The following is a 17,424-nucleotide window of genomic DNA, read 5'->3' on the forward strand; positions in this document are numbered from 1 at the left end:
GCAAGCGTTGCCCCGCGCGTCGCCCCCCCGTTCGACAGGATGCCAACGATGCCAACGACCCCAGCGAATCCCCCGGTTCCCCGCCAGCGGCGCGTGCAGTGCGCGAGCACGGCCGGCCTCCACCACGTCGCCTATACCGAGTGGGGCGACCCCGCGAATTCGCGCGTGCTCGTCTGCGTGCACGGCCTGACCCGCTCGGGCCGCGATTTCGACCGGCTGGCCGCCGCACTGTCCGATACGTATCGCGTCGTCTGCCCCGATGTCACCGGGCGTGGCCGGTCGGACCGGCTGGCCGATCCGCGGCTCTATGCGATTCCGCAGTACGTGGCCGACATGGTGACGCTGATTGCCCGGCTCGACGTCGAATCGGTCGACTGGTTCGGCACGTCGATGGGCGGCCTGATCGGCATGGCGCTCGCCGGGCTGCCCGGTTCGCCGCTGCGCCGGATGATCGTCAACGACGTCGGCCCGCGCATCGAGCCCGATTCGCTGACGCGCATCGGCGAGTACCTCGGCGTGCAGCCGCGCTTTGCGACCGAGCAGGAGGGCGTCGACTATCTGACGTCGCTATCGCTGCCGTTCGGTGCGCTGAGCGCCGACGAGTGGCGCGAGATCAACGGGCCGTTGCTGCACGAACTGCCCGAAGGCGGCTGGACGATGCGCTACGATCCGCGCATCGCCGAGCCGTTCAAGGCGACGACGCCCGAACTGGCCGCGCTCGGCGAGGCCGCGCTGTGGCGCGCGATCGAGACGACGGACGCGACGCTGCTCGTCGTGCGCGGGGAGACGTCCGACCTGCTGTCGCGCGAGACGGCGGCCGAAATGGTCCGTCGCGGCCGGCATGTGACGCAGGTCGAGATTCCGGGTGCGGGCCACGCGCCGGCGTTCGTCAGCGCGGACCAGATTGCGCTCGCGCGGCGGTTTTTCGTCGAAGGCGACGCATAAACGCGTCATAATATGCGGTTCGGCGGCACGCGGGCCGTGCCGTCGCCCGAATTCCTACCCATCACGACCGGAACATTTCATGGCAGTCATTCGTCACCACGTCGGGGCCCGTCTCTCCGAAACCGCGATCCACAACGGTACCGTGTATCTGGCCGGCCAGATCGCCGAAGACACCACGCAGGACATCCGCGGCCAGACGCGCGAAGTGCTCGGCCACATCGACCGCCTGCTCGCCGAAGCGAACAGCGACAAGGCGCATCTGCTGTCGGTGCAGATCTACATTTCGGATCTCGCGAACTTCGAAGGCATGAATGCCGAGTGGGACGCATGGGTCGCGCCGGGCAACACGCCGCCGCGCGCGACCGTCGAGGCGAAGCTCGCGGATCCGGCGCTGCTCGTCGAGATCGTGGTCGTCGCCGCGCAGCGGAGCTGAGCGTTATCCGACGATGACCGCATTCCGGCAGGCCGTGCAATGACCGAATCCGTTTCCGCTTCTCCCGTCGCGGCGCCGTCGTTCGACGACGTGCTCGCGTTCGTGCGCGAGCGGGCCGGCGACGCGCGCCTGTCGTCGGGCGAACTGCTTGCCGATCACTCGGCCGGCACCGCGGCGATCATGCGCACGCTGAACGTCGATCCGCACGCGATGCAGGCCGCCGCGCTGTTCGTGCTGACGCCGCACCTGAGCGATCCCGAGCGCGAGCTGACCGAGCGTTTCGGCGACGAAGTCGCGCGGCTCGTGTCCGACGTGCGCAAGCTGTTGCGGCTCGGCACCGTCAGCCTGCGCGCCGCGCAGAACGCCGCGAGGCCCGACTCCGGGCGCGACGCGGCCGAAGAGCGGCGCACGCAGATCGAGGCGCTGCGCAAGATGCTGCTCGCCTTCGCGCAGGACATCCGCGTGGTGCTGATCCGGCTCGCGTCGCGGTTGCAGTCGCTGCGCTACTACGCGGCCGCGAAGCTGGATCCGCCGCCCGACGTCGCGCGCGAGACGCTCGAGATCTATGCGCCGCTCGCGAACCGTCTCGGTATCTGGCAACTGAAGTGGGAGCTCGAGGATCTCGCGTTCCGCTTCGAGGATCCCGTCACCTACAAGCGGATCGCGAAGCTGCTCGACGAGAAGCGCATCGAGCGCGAGGCGTACGTCACGCAGGCGATCGCGCGGCTGCAGCACGAGCTCGCGCAAGCGCACATCCAGGCCGACGTCAGCGGCCGGCCGAAGCATATCTACAGCATCTGGCGCAAGATGCGCGGCAAGGAGCTCGATTTCTCCGAGTTGTACGACGTACGCGCATTCCGCGTGATCGTGCCCGACATCAAGGATTGCTACGCGGTGCTCGGCATCGTGCATCACCTGTGGCAGCCGGTGCCGAAGGAGTTCGACGACTACATCTCGCGGCCGAAGCCGAACGGCTACAAGTCGCTGCATACGGTCGTGATCGGCGACGACGGCCGCGCGTTCGAAGTGCAGATCCGCACGCAGGAGATGCATCGTTTCGCCGAGTACGGCGTCGCCGCGCACTGGCGCTACAAGGAGGCCGGCGCGCGCGGCTATGGCGGCCAGTTCTCGGCGAGTGACAAGTACGACGAGAAGATCGCGTGGCTGCGCCAGTTGCTCGCATGGAAGGACGACGTCGAGGACGGCACCGAGGTATCGGGCGACCAGGCGTGGGCGCAATTGCGCGAGACGTCGCTCGACGACGACCACATCTACGTGCTGACGCCGCAGGCGCGCGTGATCGCGCTGCCGCAGGGCGCGACGCCGGTCGATTTCGCGTATCACCTGCACAGCGAGCTCGGCCATCGCTGCCGCGGCGCGCGTGTCGACGGCGCGATGGTGCCGCTGAACACGTCGCTCGCGAACGGCCAGACGGTCGAGATCGTCGCGGTGAAGGAAGGCGGGCCGTCGCGCGACTGGCTGAACCTGCAGCTCGGTTACCTGAAGAGTTCGCGCGCGCGGCAGAAGGTCCGCGCGTGGTTCAACTCGATCGAGCAGGAAGAAAACGTCGCGCACGGCCGCGCGCTCGTCGAAAAGACGCTGCAGCGCGAGGGCAAGACGTCGGTCAACCTGGACAACCTCGCCGCGAAGCTCGGCTTCAAGTCGCCCGAGGAGCTGTTCTCGGTCGTTGGCAAGGAAGAATTCAGCCTGCGCAACGTCGAGCACGCGCTGTCCGACGCGCCGCCGCCGGAACCGGCGCCCGAGGCGCCGGCCGATTTCGAGAAGCGCAGCAGCGGCGCGAGCGTCGCGCACGGCGCGTCGACCGGCGTGCTGGTGGTCGGCGTCGACGCGCTGCTGACGCAACTGGCGCGCTGCTGCCGTCCGGCGCCGCCCGATCCGATCAGCGGTTTCGTCACGCGCGGCAAGGGGATGTCGATCCATCGCACCGACTGCCCGACGTTTCGCCGGATGGTCGAGCGCGCGCCGGAACGCGTGCTGCAGACGACCTGGTCGGCCGACGTGCTGGGCGGGCGCGGCGCATCCGTCTATCCGGTCGACCTGATGATCGAGGCGAGCGACCGGCAAGGGTTGCTGCGCGATATCTCCGAAGTGTTCGCGCGCGAAAAGATCAACGTCGTGGGCGTGAAGACGCAAAGCCGCCGCAATGCGGCATTCATGCAGTTCACGGTCGAGGTGTCGAATTCGGCGCAGGTGCAGCGCGCGTGCACGCTGCTCGGCGAGGTGCAGGGCGTCGTGCGGGCAGGGCGGAAATCCTGATGGGGTTGGATCGCGTCGTTTTGCTGCGACCGCATAAAACACTTGCCAAGCCCGTAACCACTCCATATAATCTTAGCTTCTCTAGGCTCGTAGCTCAGTTGGTTAGAGCACCACCTTGACATGGTGGGGGTCGTTGGTTCGAATCCAATCGAGCCTACCAACGAATTGAGAATGCCCGGCCTCCGGGTGTTCAATGCAGTACACAACTCAACGCGAACAAGGCGAATACGGTTATGACACCGCGAACGTTGACCGAAACCACTTCGGAGCGACGCTAGTCGAGGAACGTTTTCGCCCTTTCAGTTTGAGTGAAGTATCGAATGCGGCCCCTCGAAAGCGGGGCCGCATTTTTTTTGTCGCGAATTTTTGACGCGTGAGTTTGATCTCGCGTACCTGGTCTGCCGCCCACTGTCGGCATCACGGAGATTGCTATGGTTTCGATACGCTTGCCTGACGGCTCAGTTCGACAATACGAGCATCCGGTGACAGTTGCCGAGGTTGCAGCCTCGATCGGTCCCGGCTTGGCGAAGGCTGCGCTGGGTGGCAAGCTCGATGGCGAGCTCGTGGATACGTCGACGGTGATCGACCGCGACGCATCGCTCGCGATCGTCACGGACAAGGATGCCGACGGCCTCGACATCATCCGCCACTCGACCGCTCACTTGCTCGCGTATGCGGTGAAGGAACTGTATCCGGACGCGCAGGTGACGATCGGCCCGGTAATCGACAACGGTTTCTATTACGACTTCTCGTACAACCGCCCGTTTACGCCGGAAGATCTCGAAAAGATCGAAAAGCGCATGCAGGAACTCGCGAAGAAGGACGAGCCGGTCACGCGCCGTGTCGTGTCGCGCGACGAGGCGGCCGGTTATTTCCGCAGCATCGGCGAGAAATACAAGGCCGAGATCATCGAATCGATTCCGCAAAGCGACGAAATCAAGTTGTACTCGCACGGCGGCTTCACCGATCTGTGCCGCGGTCCGCACGTGCCGTCCACCGGCAAGCTGAAGGTCTTCAAGCTGATGAAGGTCGCAGGCGCGTACTGGCGCGGCGATTCGAAGAACGAGCAGCTGCAGCGCATCTACGGCACGGCCTGGACGAAGAAGGAAGACCAGGATCAGTACCTGCACATGCTCGAGGAAGCGGAAAAGCGCGACCACCGCAAGCTGGGCAAGCAGCTCGACCTGTTCCACATGCAGGAAGAGTCGCCGGGCATGGTGTTCTGGCATCCGAAGGGCTGGGCGCTGTGGCAGCAGGTCGAGCAGTACATGCGCCGCCGCGTCAACGACGCCGGCTACCTCGAGATCAAGACGCCGATGATCATGGACCGCTCGCTGTGGGAGGCGTCGGGCCACTGGCAGAACTATCGCGAGAACATGTTCACGACGGAGTCGGAGAAGCGCGACTACGCGATCAAGCCGATGAACTGCCCGGGCCACGTCCAGGTGTTCAAGCACGGCCTGCGCTCGTATCGCGACCTGCCGCTGCGTTACGCGGAATTCGGCTCGTGCCACCGCAACGAGGCGTCGGGCGCGCTGCACGGCCTGATGCGCGTGCGCGGCTTCGTGCAGGACGACGCGCACATTTTCTGTACGGAAGACCAGTTCATCTCGGAATCGATCGCGTTCAACACGCTGGCCATGAGCGTGTACAAGGACTTCGGTTTCGATCACATCGACATCAAGCTGTCGCTGCGCCCCGACCAGCGTGCGGGCACGGACGAAACGTGGGATCGCGCCGAGCAGGGCTTGCGCGATGCGCTGACGGCCTGCGGCCTCACGTGGGAAGAATTGCCGGGCGAGGGTGCGTTCTACGGCCCGAAGATCGAGTACCACATCAAGGACGCGCTCGGCCGCTCGTGGCAGTGCGGCACGCTGCAGCTCGACATGGTGCTGCCGGAGCGCCTCGGCGCCGAGTACGTGGCGGAGGACAATAGCCGCCGCCGGCCGGTGATGCTGCACCGTGCGATCGTCGGGTCGATGGAGCGTTTCCTCGGCATTTTGATCGAGCACCACGCTGGTGCAATGCCGGTCTGGCTCGCGCCGTACCAGGCAATTGTGCTCAATATCGCCGCAAGTCAGGCCGAATATGCGCAGGCTCTGACCCAAACGTTGCAAAAACAAGGGGTTAGAGTGGCGGCCGATTTGCGCAACGAGAAGATTAGCTATAAAATACGCGAGCACACGCTGGAAAAGGTGCCTTATCTCCTCGTCGTGGGCGATAAGGAGCGTGATGCGCAAACGGTAGCCGTGCGTGCCCGTGGCGGCGTCGAACTTGGCGTAATGCCGGTCGAAGCCTTCGTTGAGCGTTTGCAGGAAGACCTGCGCTCGTTCAAGTAACCGCCCTGGCAGCGCGGCTCGTTTTTTTAATTTTTAGAGGAAACGTAACATCGCTACTGATAAGTCGTCGCACCGCATCAACGGTGAAATCACTGCGCCGGAAGTGCGCCTGGTCGGGATCGAGAACGAACCGCTCGGTATCGTAAAACTCGCTGACGCTTTCCGTAAATCGGAAGAACTGGATGTTGACCTGGTGGAGATCGCGCCGCAAGCGGTGCCGCCGGTTTGCCGTCTGATGGATTACGGCAAGTTCAAGTACCAGGAATCGAAGAAGCAGCACGAAGCGAAGCTGAAGCAGAAGGTCATCCAGGTGAAGGAAGTCAAGTTCCGCCCGGGTACCGATGACGGGGATTACAACGTCAAGCTCCGCAATCTCGTGCGCTTCCTCGAAGAGGGCGACAAGACGAAGATCACGTTGCGTTTCCGCGGCCGCGAAATGGCTCACCAGGAAATCGGTATGCGGATGCTGGAGCGTCTGCGCACGGATCTCGAGGAAGTCGGCCAGGTCGAGCAGATGCCGAAGATGGAAGGGCGCCAGATGATCATGGTGCTCTCGCCGAAGAAAAAGAAGTAACGGGCCCGCGCGCATCGCGCGCAGGTTCGACAGTGGTTCGGCGCGTTGCCCGGTCAGGGCGGCGCGCCAACGATGACGGCGGCTGCGCAAGCGGGCCGCCGTACACAAGTGGACTGGGTTTCGAAGGGCGGGTCAAGGGCGCAAGCCAACCGCACACCCATCGCCATCTAATAAACTGGAGTTGTTCGTCATGCCTAAGATGAAGACCAAGAAGAGCGCTGCAAAGCGCTTCGTGGTGCGTCCGGGCGGTACCGTCAAGCGCGGTCAAGCCTTCAAGCGTCACATCCTGACCAAGAAAACCACGAAGAACAAGCGCCATCTGCGCGGCGCAACGGCAGTTCACGATTCCGATCTGAACTCCGTCCGCGCGATGCTCCCGTTCGCGTAACCCCTCAACTGATACTCCAAGGAGAGAAACATGCCTCGAGTCAAACGTGGGGTAACCGCACGGGCCCGCCACAAGAAGATCATCAACCTGGCCAAGGGTTATCGCGGCCGCCGCAATAACGTCTACCGCATCGCCAAGCAGGCGGTGATGCGCGCTGGTCAGTACGCGTACCGCGATCGCCGCAACAAGAAGCGTGTGTTCCGCGCACTGTGGATCACGCGTATCAACGCGGCAGTTCGCCAGCACGACATGACCTACAGCGTGTTCATCAACGGCCTGAAGAAGGCGTCGATCGAACTCGACCGTAAGGTGCTGGCCGATATGGCGGTGTTCGACAAGGCTGCTTTTGCTGCGATCGTCAAGCAGGTGAAAGCCGCCGTTGCAGCCTAATTGCGAAATTAGCACTGCGTGGTTAGTTGCAGCGAGGTTCCGGTAGTCTCGGCCGCTGCAGCGAAAACGGGGCTCTTCCGAGCCCCTTTTTTGTTTGGCGAGGCCATTTCGCTCGCCAAGACCGAATGACGTTGGAAATGATGGGATCTATGGATCTGGACCAGATTGTCGCCGACGCGCAGCAGTCCTTCGAACAGGCTGCCGACATCACCACGCTCGAAAACGAGAAAGCCCGATTTCTCGGCAAATCGGGTGCGCTGACCGAGTTGCTCAAGGGCCTCGGCAAGCTCGATCCCGAAGCACGCAAGACCGAAGGCGCACGCATCAACGTCGCGAAGCAGCAGGTCGAAACCGCGCTCACCGCCCGTCGTCAGGCACTGGCCGACGCGCTGCTGAATCAGCGCCTCACCGCCGAAGCGATCGACGTGACGTTGCCGGGCCGCGGCGCCGGTGCAGGCAGCCTGCACCCGGTGATGCGCACGTGGGAGCGTGTCGAACAGATTTTCGGTTCGATCGGGTTCGATGTGGCCGACGGCCCCGAAATCGAGACCGACTGGTACAACTTCACGTCGCTGAACAGCCCGGAGAACCATCCGGCGCGTTCGATGCAGGACACCTTCTACGTCGAAGGCAAGGATGCCGACGGCCGCCAGCTGCTGCTGCGCACGCACACGAGCCCGATGCAGGTGCGTTATGCGCGCATGAACCGTCCGCCGATCAAGGTGATCGCGCCGGGCCGCACGTATCGCGTCGACAGCGATGCGACCCACTCGCCGATGTTCAATCAGGTCGAGGGGCTGTGGATCGACGAAAACATCAGCTTCGCCGACCTCAAGGGCGTCTATACCGACTTCCTGAAAAAATTCTTCGAGCGCGACGACATCCTCGTGCGCTTCCGTCCGTCGTATTTCCCGTTCACGGAACCGTCGGCCGAGATCGACATGATGTTCGAGCAAGGCAAGAACGCCGGCAAGTGGCTCGAAATTTCCGGCTCGGGGCAGGTGCATCCGACCGTGATCCGCAACATGGGCCTCGACCCCGAGCGCTACATCGGTTTCGCGTTCGGCAGCGGCCTCGAGCGCCTGACGATGCTGCGCTACGGCGTCCAGGATCTGCGGCTGTTCTTCGAGAACGACCTGCGTTTCCTGCGCCAGTTCGCGTAACGCCGCTCGCCGCGCCGACCTGTGCCCGCGCACGCCCCGACGGACGTTTCCGCGGGGCCCGGGCGTCGATCTAACCTGTTTCGAACGTAGACATCCATGCAATTCCCTGAATCCTGGTTGAGAACCTTTGTCGACCCGCAGCTGACGACCGACGAGCTGTCGCACGCGCTGACGATGGCGGGGCTCGAAGTCGAATCGCTGAGCAAGGCTGCGCCGCCGACGTCGAAGATCGTCGTCGGCCGCGTGCTCGAAGTCGTCAAGCATCCGGATGCGGACAAGCTCAATGTCTGCCAGATCGACGCCGGCACCGGCGCGACGCTGAACATCGTCTGCGGCGCGCCGAACGTGGCGCCCGGCATCAAGGTGCCGGTCGCGCTGGTCGGCGCGGAATTGCCGCCGGCGGAAGAGGGCGGCAAGCCGTTCGCGATCAAGCTGTCGAAGCTGCGCGGCGTGGAGAGCCAGGGGATGCTGTGCTCGGCGCGCGAGCTGAAATTGTCCGAGGATCACAGCGGGCTGCTGATCCTGCCGGAAGACACGCCGGTCGGCCAGGATATCCGCGAGACCCTCAATCTCGACGACACGATCTTCGAAATCAAGCTGACGCCGAACAAGGCCGACTGCCTGTCGGTGTTCGGTATCGCGCGCGAGACGGTCGCGATCACCGGCGCACCGCTGACGCCGGTCGACATCCGCCCGGTGAACGTCGAACTCGACGACACGCTGCCGGTGCGCATCGCCGCGCCCGATCTGTGCGGCCGCTTCTCGGGGCGCGTGATCCGCGGCGTGAACGCGCATGCGAAGACGCCGCAGTGGATGGTCGAGCGCCTCGAGCGCTCGGGCCAGCGAAGCGTGTCCGCGCTTGTCGACATCTCGAACTACGTGATGTTCGAACTCGGCCGTCCGTCGCACGTGTTCGATCTCGACAAGATCCACGGTGGCATCGAGGTGCGCTGGGGCAAGCGCGGCGAATCGCTGAAGCTGCTCAACGGCAACACGGTCGAACTCGACGAAACGGTTGGCGTGATTGCGGACGATCGTCAGGTCGAAAGCCTGGCCGGCATCATGGGCGGCGACAGCACGGCCGTCACGCTCGATACGACCAACATCTATCTGGAAGCCGCGTTCTGGTGGCCGGACAGCATCCGCGGCCGCGCGCGCAAGTACAACTTCTCGACCGATGCGGCCCATCGTTTCGAGCGCGGCGTCGATTACGCGACGACCGTCGAGCACGTCGAGCGCATCACGCAACTGATCCTCGAGATCTGCGGCGGCAAGGCCGGCCCGGTCGACGATCAGGCGGTGAACCTGCCGCAGCGCGCGCCGGTGAAGATGCGCGTGTCGCGCGCGAACCGCATCATCGGCGTGAAGATCGACGCCGACGAGATCGCGAACATCTTCACGCGTCTCGGCCTGCCGTTCGAGCGTGAAGACGACGCGTTCCTCGTCACGCCGCCGTCGCACCGCTTCGACATCGAGATCGAGGAAGACCTGATCGAGGAAGTGGCGCGTATCTACGGCTTCGAGAAGATCCCGGCGCGGCCGCCGGTCGCGACGAGCGAAATGCGCGCGACCCACGAGACGCGGCGTTCGATCCACGACATCCGTCACGCGCTCGCCGCGCGCGACTACGCGGAAACGGTCAACTTCAGCTTCGTCGATGCGGAGTGGGAGCAGGATTTCGCGGGCAACGACCACCCGATCCGGCTGCTGAACCCGATCGCGAGCCAGCTGTCGGTCATGCGCACGACGCTGTTCGGCAGCCTGATCGCCGTGCTGCGTCACAACCTGAACCGGCGCGCCGATCGCGTGCGCGTGTTCGAATCGGGGCGCGTGTTCGTCGCCGATCCGTCGGTGAAGGCCGGTGAACTGGCGGTCGAAGGTCATGCGCAGCCGAAGCGCGTCGGCGCGCTGGCGTACGGTCCGGCATTCGACGAGCAGTGGGGCGTCGCGACCCGCGCGGTCGATTTCTTCGACGTGAAGGGCGATCTCGAGGCGTTGCTCGCGCCGGCGGCCGCGCGTTTCGTGAAGGCCGAGCATCCGGCCCTTCATCCGGGCCGCAGCGCACGCATCGAGGTCGATGGTCGCGCGGTCGGCTGGATCGGCGAGCTGCACCCGCGCCTGATGCAGAAGTACGAGCTGCCGCACGCGCCGGTGATGTTCGAAATCGACGCGGATGCGCTCACGGCACGTGCGCTGCCCGCGCCGACCGACGTGTCGAAATTCCCGCCGGTCCGTCGCGATATCGCCGTTGTCGTCGATCAGGCGGTCGAGGTTCAGGCACTTTTCGACGAAATGAAGAAGGCGCTGGCCGACGACGCCTGCCGATTCGTTCAGAAGGTTGTACTCTTCGACGAATTTCGTGCAAAATCAAATACTTCCGGTGGTCTTGCCGCGAACGAGAAGAGCCTTGCCTTCCGCGTGACGTTGCAGGACGCGGCTGGCACGCTGCAGGACGAGGTCGTCGATCAGGCGATCCAGACGCTGGTCGAGCGCATGGCTCGTGCTGGTGCGCGCCTGCGCGGCTAAGGAGAAGGCCCGCCCGCTCGCGGGCGGCTTTTTTCCATCGTAAGTTTTGATTCAACGCGCTGTATGGCAGATATGAACGACATGACCTCGAGTGAATTCGAAGCCCTCCTGACGGCGCAACGCAGCGCCATGAACCGCGACGCTTCGGCGCCGGCGTCCACCGAGACGCCGACGCTGACGAAGGCGGAACTGGCGGAGCTGCTGTTCGACAGCGTCGGGCTGAACAAGCGTGAAGCGAAGGACATGGTCGAGGCGTTTTTCGAAGTGATCCGCGATGCGCTCGAAAACGGCGAAAGCGTCAAGCTGTCGGGATTCGGCAATTTCCAACTGCGCGACAAGCCGCAGCGTCCGGGCCGCAATCCGAAGACGGGCGAGGCGATTCCGATCGCGGCCCGCCGGGTGGTAACCTTCCACGCGAGCCAGAAGCTGAAGGCGCTGGTCGAAAACGGCGCGGAGTAAGACGCGCGCCCACGCCCCGCGCGGCCGCCGCGCACCCTTACCGACGGTTAACCGACGATGACCACCACGGTTGAGAAAGTCGTCTTGCCTCCGATTCCCGCGAAGCGCTACTTCACGATCGGCGAAGTCAGCGAGCTGTGCGGGGTCAAACCGCATGTGCTGCGTTACTGGGAACAGGAATTCACGCAGCTGCGGCCGGTGAAGCGGCGCGGCAATCGGCGGTATTACCAGCATCACGAAGTGCTGCTGATCCGGCGGATTCGCGAGTTGCTGTACGAGCAGGGATTCACGATCAACGGCGCGCGCAACCGGCTCGATTCGCCGGGCAGCGAGCGGGCCGCGGCGGAGCCGGTCGAATCCGATGTGCAGGCCGCCGAGGCGCGCGGCGCGGCCAAGTCGGGCGCCAACGTCGATGTGACCGCGTTGCGGCAGGCGTTGCTGGACGTGATCGACGGCCTGAAACACGGCTGAGCGCACGGCGTGCAGAATGCCTGGGAAAGCCCGGTTGGCGACCGCCACCGGGCTTTTTTCATGCGGATCGTGCCTGCGGATCAGCGCGATGCGAGCGGATTCTTCTGGCCCATGTCGACGACCAGCGTGCCGTCCGGCAGCATCCGCACCGAGCCCTGCGCGACCTGGTTGCGGTACCCGTACAGGTCGAACCGCATCGGGCCGGCCTCGGCCGAATTCCGGATCAGCGCGCGCACGTTCAGTTCGAGCACGTTGAACATCTTCATGTCGCCGCCTTCCATCCACATGTAGCTCGGCGCATCGATCTGCGGCCGCTTCGGCGCGGGCGCGCCCGCGGCGCGCCGGAACGTGAGGCGCAATCCGTCGCGCTCGACCGTCGCCTGGCTGAGCTTGCCGTTCAGCACGGGGGGCGGGAACACGGTGTACTGGTCGAGCACGAGCGTGTCGCCGCGCAATTCCGCGCCGCGCCGCCGCAGCGGTGTCAGCGACGAGAGCTCGATGCCGAGCGAGCGCAGCAGCGTCGCCTGCGGGATGCCGAGCACCGACACCTGCGACGGCTTGAATGCGAGGTGGCGGTCGTCGAGCACCGTCAGCGAGCCCTTCATGTCGGTCGGCAGCCAGACGCCCGGCACGTGATTCCACAGCTTGATGCCGCCCCGGACGCGCAGGTTCTGCCCGTCCGCGCTCAGTTGCAGGTCGTTCAGCGAACGCGGCGAATAGTCGAGCAGGTAGTCGTTGAAGAGCGCCGACATCGCCTTCCACGACTCGACGACCGTGCCGCCGAGAATGCGGATGTCGTACTGGTTCGGATCGTCGAGATCGACGGGTTCGCCGGCGCGCTTCGACACGAGTTCCACGTCGAGATCCTCGACATGAAAGCCGATATCGCCGGACAGGTTGAAGTCGACGTTGCGCAGATGGATCGTCGGGTTGCGGTTCGACACGTGCCGTTCGTTGAACGGCGTCGTCGACGTGCGCCGCATCGCGACCTTCTGCATGCCGGGCCGTGCGGCGTCCGCCGCGAGCGCGTACGCTTCCCAGTGCTGGCGCACGTCGCGCAGCGCACTTTGCTGCGCGGCGAGGAAGCTGTCGTTCAGGCGCGCGGCCGCGTTGCCGAGCAGCGCGCCGCTGGCCGGGCCCGCATACGAAGGCATCCGGATCGCCATCGCGCCGCTTTCGTCGAAGTTGAAGTAGCCGGCCGATACCTGGTCGCGATAGTGATACAGGTCGAACACGAACGTCTGGTCGCGCTTCGACGTGTCGAGCGGACCGATCAGGATGTCCGCGTTCATCGGCATCGAGCGCATGAACTTCACGTCGCCGCCGCGGATATACATGGCCTGCTGCGGCGCGTTCGCGGGCATCGCGAAGCCGGCATGCGTGCCGTCGTCGAGCGTCAGGTCGAGGCCCGCCGGCGTCACGCGCAACGCGGTGATCGCGAGCTTCAGGCGCGGCGGCGGCATCAGCTTGTCGACCGCCATCACGAGATCGTCGCCGGCGAGTTGCGCGATCGGCGTCTGCACCTTCAGCAGATCGGCCATTTTCACGTTGGCCGCGCGCATCACCGGCTGCGCGTCGAGGCCCGACACGCGTACGCCGGTCGGGTGGAACACGAGCTGGCTGCCGTCGCGGATCGCGAGCGTGCCGGTCAGCGAGAACGGTACCCAGCCGTCGCGCTGCATCTCGCCTTGCAGATGGATCACGCCGTCGCCGGCCGATACCGCGAGCTTGCGCAGCGGCGCGTTGCGATAACCGAAGATGTAGGTGTTGAAGAGGGCGGTCAGCTTCGCGTTGTCGAGCGTGACCGTGCCTTCGTGCACGTCGATCTCGAAGCTCGTCGGATCGTCGAACACGATCGGTGCGCCGGCCTGCGTGGGCACGAGCGTGGCCGACAACTGATGAACGAAGAAGCCGAGATTGTTGACGACGCGGAAATCGACGTCGCGCAGGAACGTCATTGCGCCGTTCTGGCCCGAGTCGCGCAGCGTGAACGGGCGCGGCTGCGTGAGGCTGATCGACGCGAGCGATGGCACGGTGCGCGCGATTTGCTGCTCGCGCGCGAGGCGCTCGGCCTTCGTGCGCTCGATCTTCGTCGATGCGATGGACGTGTTGCTGTCGCGCTGCGCGGCCGATTCCGCGCAGCCGGCACACAGCAGCGCGAGCGCCAGCGCGCCGCAGCCGACCACGCGAGAGGTCGTGTGGGATCGCGGGGCGGCTCTGCGTCCCAAGCCGGCAACCCGGTCGAAAATTGCCAAAGGCGAGCGATGGCCGCGCCGGACCGCATTCCGCATCGTCTGTCTCCATGTCTTGTCTTGTCTTGATCGACGGCGGCGCGCGCCACTGCACGGCGCGAGCGTCGATGCCGTGCAGTGTGTCATAGCGCGCTAGAGCGGCGTTACCAAACAACGGGCGCCCGCGCGCGACGCGTCGGCGGGCTGTCTGGCAATGGATTCGTGGTGGATCGGCGGCCGGATCAAACGGTCGTTTGGTTTGTCCGGACGCCGGCCGGCGTCTTTCGATGCGCTGCTGAAAACCCGCGGCCGGCGTTGGCCGTGCCGGTTTCACCGGATGCCGAAGCGGCGCGGCCCCGGGCATCGACGGATACGATCGGCCATGGCGGCGAGGTAAGATCGGCATCAGTGGCGGGTTCGACATCACAATACGGCAGCCATCACGGGGAAGCGCCATGGACCTGAAGGAAGTCGACGTACTGGGTGCGGGGGTGGGCGATCACTGGTACTACGCGTCGAAGGCGAGCGCCATTCGCCGGTTCCTGGGCGCGTCGGGCGCGAACCGGATACTCGACGTCGGTGCGGGCTCCGGCTTTTTCTCGAAGCATTTGCTCGAGCGCACGCCGGCGACGGAAGCATGGTGTGTCGATACGAGCTACGCCGACGACAGCGACGGCGAGGCGGCCGGCAAGCCCATCCACTATCGGCGCTCCGTCGATCGATTCGACGCCGATCTCGTGTTGCTGATGGACGTGCTCGAGCATGTCGACGACGACGTCGGGCTGCTGACGCAGTATGTGAATGGCGCGCCTTCGGGCAGCCGGTTCCTGATCACGGTGCCCGCGTTCCAGTTCCTGTGGAGCGGCCACGACGATTTTCTCGAGCACAAGCGCAGGTACACGCTCGGCGGCCTCGAGGACGTGGTCCGGTGTGCGGGGCTCGACGTCGAGCACGGCGCCTATTATTTCGGCCTGACGTTTCCGCTCGCGGCCGCACTGCGGCTGGGTGAGCGGGCGCGTTCGCATCCGCGCGAGCCTGCGTCGCAATTGCGCCGTCATCATCCGTTCGTCAATGGCTTGCTCAAGACGATCTGCCGCATCGAGCTGCCGATGTTCCGCTTCAACCGCGTCGCGGGCCTGACGGTCATCTGCGTTGCGCGCAAGCGGTGACGGCGACGCGGGAGCGGTGCCGCAGATTGCTTGCATCGCTGCGATCGCGCCAAAAAATTTCACGAGAACATGCACAAAATGCATGCGACCCGTTCTAAATCGGGAAACTGTCTGTTATAATTTTTTTCTTTCGGGGCGTAGCGCAGCCTGGTAGCGTACCTGCATGGGGTGCAGGTGGTCGGAGGTTCAAATCCTCTCGCCCCGACCAGACAAGAACCCGCGTCAGTTCAAGCTGACGCGGGTTTTTTCTTGGCCGTCGCTTTTTTGCACATCGCAGCGCGGCCCCGGTAAAATGCAAGGTTGATCCACGGAAAGCGCCGTGATTTAGCGGAAGAGGATTCCCCGAACATGACTGATCTTCGTCTTACCATGCGGTTCGCTGCAGTGCTCGCCACCGGCGCGCTCGTCGCCGGTTGCGGTACGTCGTCGCCCACGAAAGTGGACTACAAGAGCGATTCGAAATCGAAGGAAGCGTCGCTCGCAGTGCCGCCCAACATGCTCGACGAGACGGCCGATCAGCGTTCGCTGCCGCCCCAGGGCGGCGCGACTTCCCTGTCCGCGCTCAAGCAGGTCCAGCAGGCCGCGCCGGCGCTGGACACCGTCGCGCCAGCCGTGGCCGGCATGCATATCCAGCGCGACGGCACCGAAAGCTGGCTCGTGATCGACGGCAAGCAACCGGCCGCCATCTGGCCGCAGGTTCGCCGTTTCTGGCAGGAGCAGGGCTTCCTGCTCGTCGTCGACCAGCGCGACAAGGGCGTGATGGAAACCGACTGGAACGAAACCCATCCGCAGATCAACGACGGCCTGATTCGCAGCGTGATCTCGAAGGCGATGGGCAATTCGTACGTGACGGCCGAGCGCAACAAGTACCGTACGCGTCTCGACTCGGCGCCGAACGGCGGCACCTACGTGTTCATCAGCCAGAAGGGGATGCGCGAGGCGATCACCGGCGCGAACAACGATTCGAGCAAATGGGAGCCGAAGCCGAACGATCCGGCGCTCGAGACGGAATACCTGAAGCGGCTGATGGCCGTGCTCGCGCAGAACGAGCAGCGCGCGAAGAATGGCGAGCCGCCGATCGCGAACATCAAGGACAACGCGGTGCCGAAGGACAAGAAGGCCGATGCCGACGCGTCGTCGAAGGCCGCTGCGGCAATCGCCGCGCAGAACGTGTCGCGCACGTCGGCGCAAGGCAACGACGCGGCTGAAGCGGCCGTGCCGTCCGAAGTCACGCTCGGCGAGCCGTACGACCGGTCGTGGCTGCACGTCGGTCTCGCGCTCGATCGCGCGAACTTCACGGTCGACGATCGCGATCGCTCGAAGGGCCTGTATTTCGTGCGCTATGTCGATCCGAAGGATCTGAGCTCGGCCGAGCAGGGCTTCTGGAGCCAACTGTTCCACGGCAAGAAGGAAAAGCAGGCGAAGCAGTATCGCGTCAACGTGAAGGCGCTCACGGCCGACCAGACGCGCGTCGCGGTCGTCGACGATGCGGGCGCGATCGACACGTCGTCGCCGGCTCGCCAGATCATGGGGTTGCTCGTGAATCAGCTCCGCTGATCCCGGCGTTTCCCGCACCCTCGAAAAGCCCGCCTTCGGCGGTAATGCCGTTCAGTTAAGGTTCTTTTTAAGGACGCGGACGGCATAGCGTTTTGGCACGGCCTTCACGGCCCGCTCGAATTTTCGAGCGGGCCGTTCTTCTTTGAGTAGCGCGACCAGACGTAGTCGCAGTCGTTGCAGCAGGGCTGGGAGTTTGCCCTGCGCACGGGTAACCGCGGCCCAGTGCAATTCGTACTGGATGACGTGGAAGGCGCGCACGAAGCTAATCTCAGTCGGCTCGCACTTCACCGCAAGCGCGGCCTTGGCAATCTCCAATCGCACGAGGTTGTAGGCAATCAGCGCGCCCCAGATTTCCTGATACACCCCCTCAACGCTGCGGCTGCGCAGGATCGGCGCCATGCCCATCATCGTCTGCTTGAGTTCTCGATAGCTGGTTTCAATTTGCCAGCGGCGCGCATAGCAGGCCACGATATCGGCGCTCGTGTAGCGTTTTCGGTCGAAC

At 64.6% G+C, this 17,424-nt stretch carries 15 protein-coding genes and 2 tRNA genes; 15 read left to right on the forward strand and 2 right to left on the reverse strand.

Annotation, left to right across the window (positions count from 1 at the left end):
• Positions 1 to 48: 48 nt before the first annotated feature.
• From AC3IFE_RS29725 to AC3IFE_RS29780, 12 genes are all read left to right on the forward strand, one after another.
• Positions 49 to 945 carry an alpha/beta fold hydrolase gene (locus AC3IFE_RS29725; RefSeq protein ID WP_489193774.1) on the forward strand — a complete coding sequence of 299 codons (897 nt, stop codon included), beginning with the start codon at positions 49 to 51 and terminating at the stop codon, positions 943 to 945.
• A 79-nt stretch (positions 946 to 1,024) separates the two neighbouring features.
• The gene (locus AC3IFE_RS29730; protein ID WP_006486103.1) at positions 1,025 to 1,378 is read left to right on the forward strand and encodes a RidA family protein; all 354 of its coding nucleotides are present in this window, start codon (positions 1,025 to 1,027) and stop codon (positions 1,376 to 1,378) included.
• A 39-nt stretch (positions 1,379 to 1,417) separates the two neighbouring features.
• On the forward strand, positions 1,418 to 3,655 hold the full coding sequence (locus AC3IFE_RS29735) for a RelA/SpoT family protein (RefSeq protein ID WP_489193777.1): 2,238 nt from the start codon (positions 1,418 to 1,420) through the stop codon (positions 3,653 to 3,655).
• An 83-nt stretch (positions 3,656 to 3,738) separates the two neighbouring features.
• Positions 3,739 to 3,815, forward strand: a tRNA-Val gene (locus AC3IFE_RS29740).
• Positions 3,816 to 4,086: 271 nt separating this feature from the next.
• Positions 4,087 to 5,994, forward strand: a complete 1,908-nt coding sequence (gene thrS / locus AC3IFE_RS29745) for a threonine--tRNA ligase (RefSeq protein WP_089467283.1) — start codon at positions 4,087 to 4,089, stop codon at positions 5,992 to 5,994.
• Between the two features lie 49 nt (positions 5,995 to 6,043).
• A complete protein-coding gene (gene infC, locus AC3IFE_RS29750) occupies positions 6,044 to 6,568 on the forward strand; it encodes a translation initiation factor IF-3 (RefSeq protein ID WP_071734130.1) in 525 nt (174 codons plus the stop codon).
• Between the two features lie 190 nt (positions 6,569 to 6,758).
• Positions 6,759 to 6,956 carry a 50S ribosomal protein L35 gene (gene rpmI, locus AC3IFE_RS29755; protein ID WP_004191477.1) on the forward strand — a complete coding sequence of 66 codons (198 nt, stop codon included), beginning with the start codon at positions 6,759 to 6,761 and terminating at the stop codon, positions 6,954 to 6,956.
• Between the two features lie 30 nt (positions 6,957 to 6,986).
• Positions 6,987 to 7,346, forward strand: coding sequence for a 50S ribosomal protein L20 (gene rplT / locus AC3IFE_RS29760; protein WP_004192938.1), 360 nt, complete (start codon positions 6,987 to 6,989; stop codon positions 7,344 to 7,346).
• A gap of 149 nt (positions 7,347 to 7,495) precedes the next feature.
• Entirely contained in the window at positions 7,496 to 8,509 is a 1,014-nt protein-coding gene (gene pheS / locus AC3IFE_RS29765; protein WP_179233384.1) for a phenylalanine--tRNA ligase subunit alpha, read from the forward strand.
• A 96-nt stretch (positions 8,510 to 8,605) separates the two neighbouring features.
• Entirely contained in the window at positions 8,606 to 11,035 is a 2,430-nt protein-coding gene (gene pheT / locus AC3IFE_RS29770; RefSeq protein WP_489193787.1) for a phenylalanine--tRNA ligase subunit beta, read from the forward strand.
• A 72-nt stretch (positions 11,036 to 11,107) separates the two neighbouring features.
• Positions 11,108 to 11,494 carry an integration host factor subunit alpha gene (locus tag AC3IFE_RS29775; protein ID WP_006486093.1) on the forward strand — a complete coding sequence of 129 codons (387 nt, stop codon included), beginning with the start codon at positions 11,108 to 11,110 and terminating at the stop codon, positions 11,492 to 11,494.
• Positions 11,495 to 11,551: 57 nt separating this feature from the next.
• On the forward strand, positions 11,552 to 11,965 hold the full coding sequence (locus tag AC3IFE_RS29780; RefSeq protein ID WP_301739767.1) for a MerR family transcriptional regulator: 414 nt from the start codon (positions 11,552 to 11,554) through the stop codon (positions 11,963 to 11,965).
• An 80-nt stretch (positions 11,966 to 12,045) separates the two neighbouring features.
• Here the strand turns inward: AC3IFE_RS29780 and AC3IFE_RS29785 are convergent, their stop codons facing one another.
• Entirely contained in the window at positions 12,046 to 14,256 is a 2,211-nt protein-coding gene (locus AC3IFE_RS29785; protein ID WP_489193789.1) for a hypothetical protein, read from the reverse strand.
• Between the two features lie 395 nt (positions 14,257 to 14,651).
• On the opposite strand from AC3IFE_RS29785, the gene AC3IFE_RS29790 reads away from it, so the two are divergent.
• From AC3IFE_RS29790 to bamC, 3 genes are all read left to right on the forward strand, one after another.
• A complete protein-coding gene (locus AC3IFE_RS29790; RefSeq protein ID WP_489193791.1) occupies positions 14,652 to 15,365 on the forward strand; it encodes a class I SAM-dependent methyltransferase in 714 nt (237 codons plus the stop codon).
• 131 nt (positions 15,366 to 15,496) lie between these two features.
• Positions 15,497 to 15,573: transfer RNA gene (locus tag AC3IFE_RS29795), tRNA-Pro, on the forward strand.
• A gap of 140 nt (positions 15,574 to 15,713) precedes the next feature.
• Positions 15,714 to 16,922 carry an NlpB/DapX family lipoprotein gene (gene bamC, locus AC3IFE_RS29800; protein WP_089467291.1) on the forward strand — a complete coding sequence of 403 codons (1,209 nt, stop codon included), beginning with the start codon at positions 15,714 to 15,716 and terminating at the stop codon, positions 16,920 to 16,922.
• Positions 16,923 to 16,973: 51 nt separating this feature from the next.
• Here bamC and AC3IFE_RS29805 read toward each other — a convergent pair.
• Positions 16,974 to 17,424: transposase (locus AC3IFE_RS29805; protein WP_489193794.1), on the reverse strand; the 451-nt coding region annotated here is incomplete at its 5' end.

The sequence above is a fragment of the Burkholderia sp. APQ4-4ca genome (genome assembly GCF_057837105.1).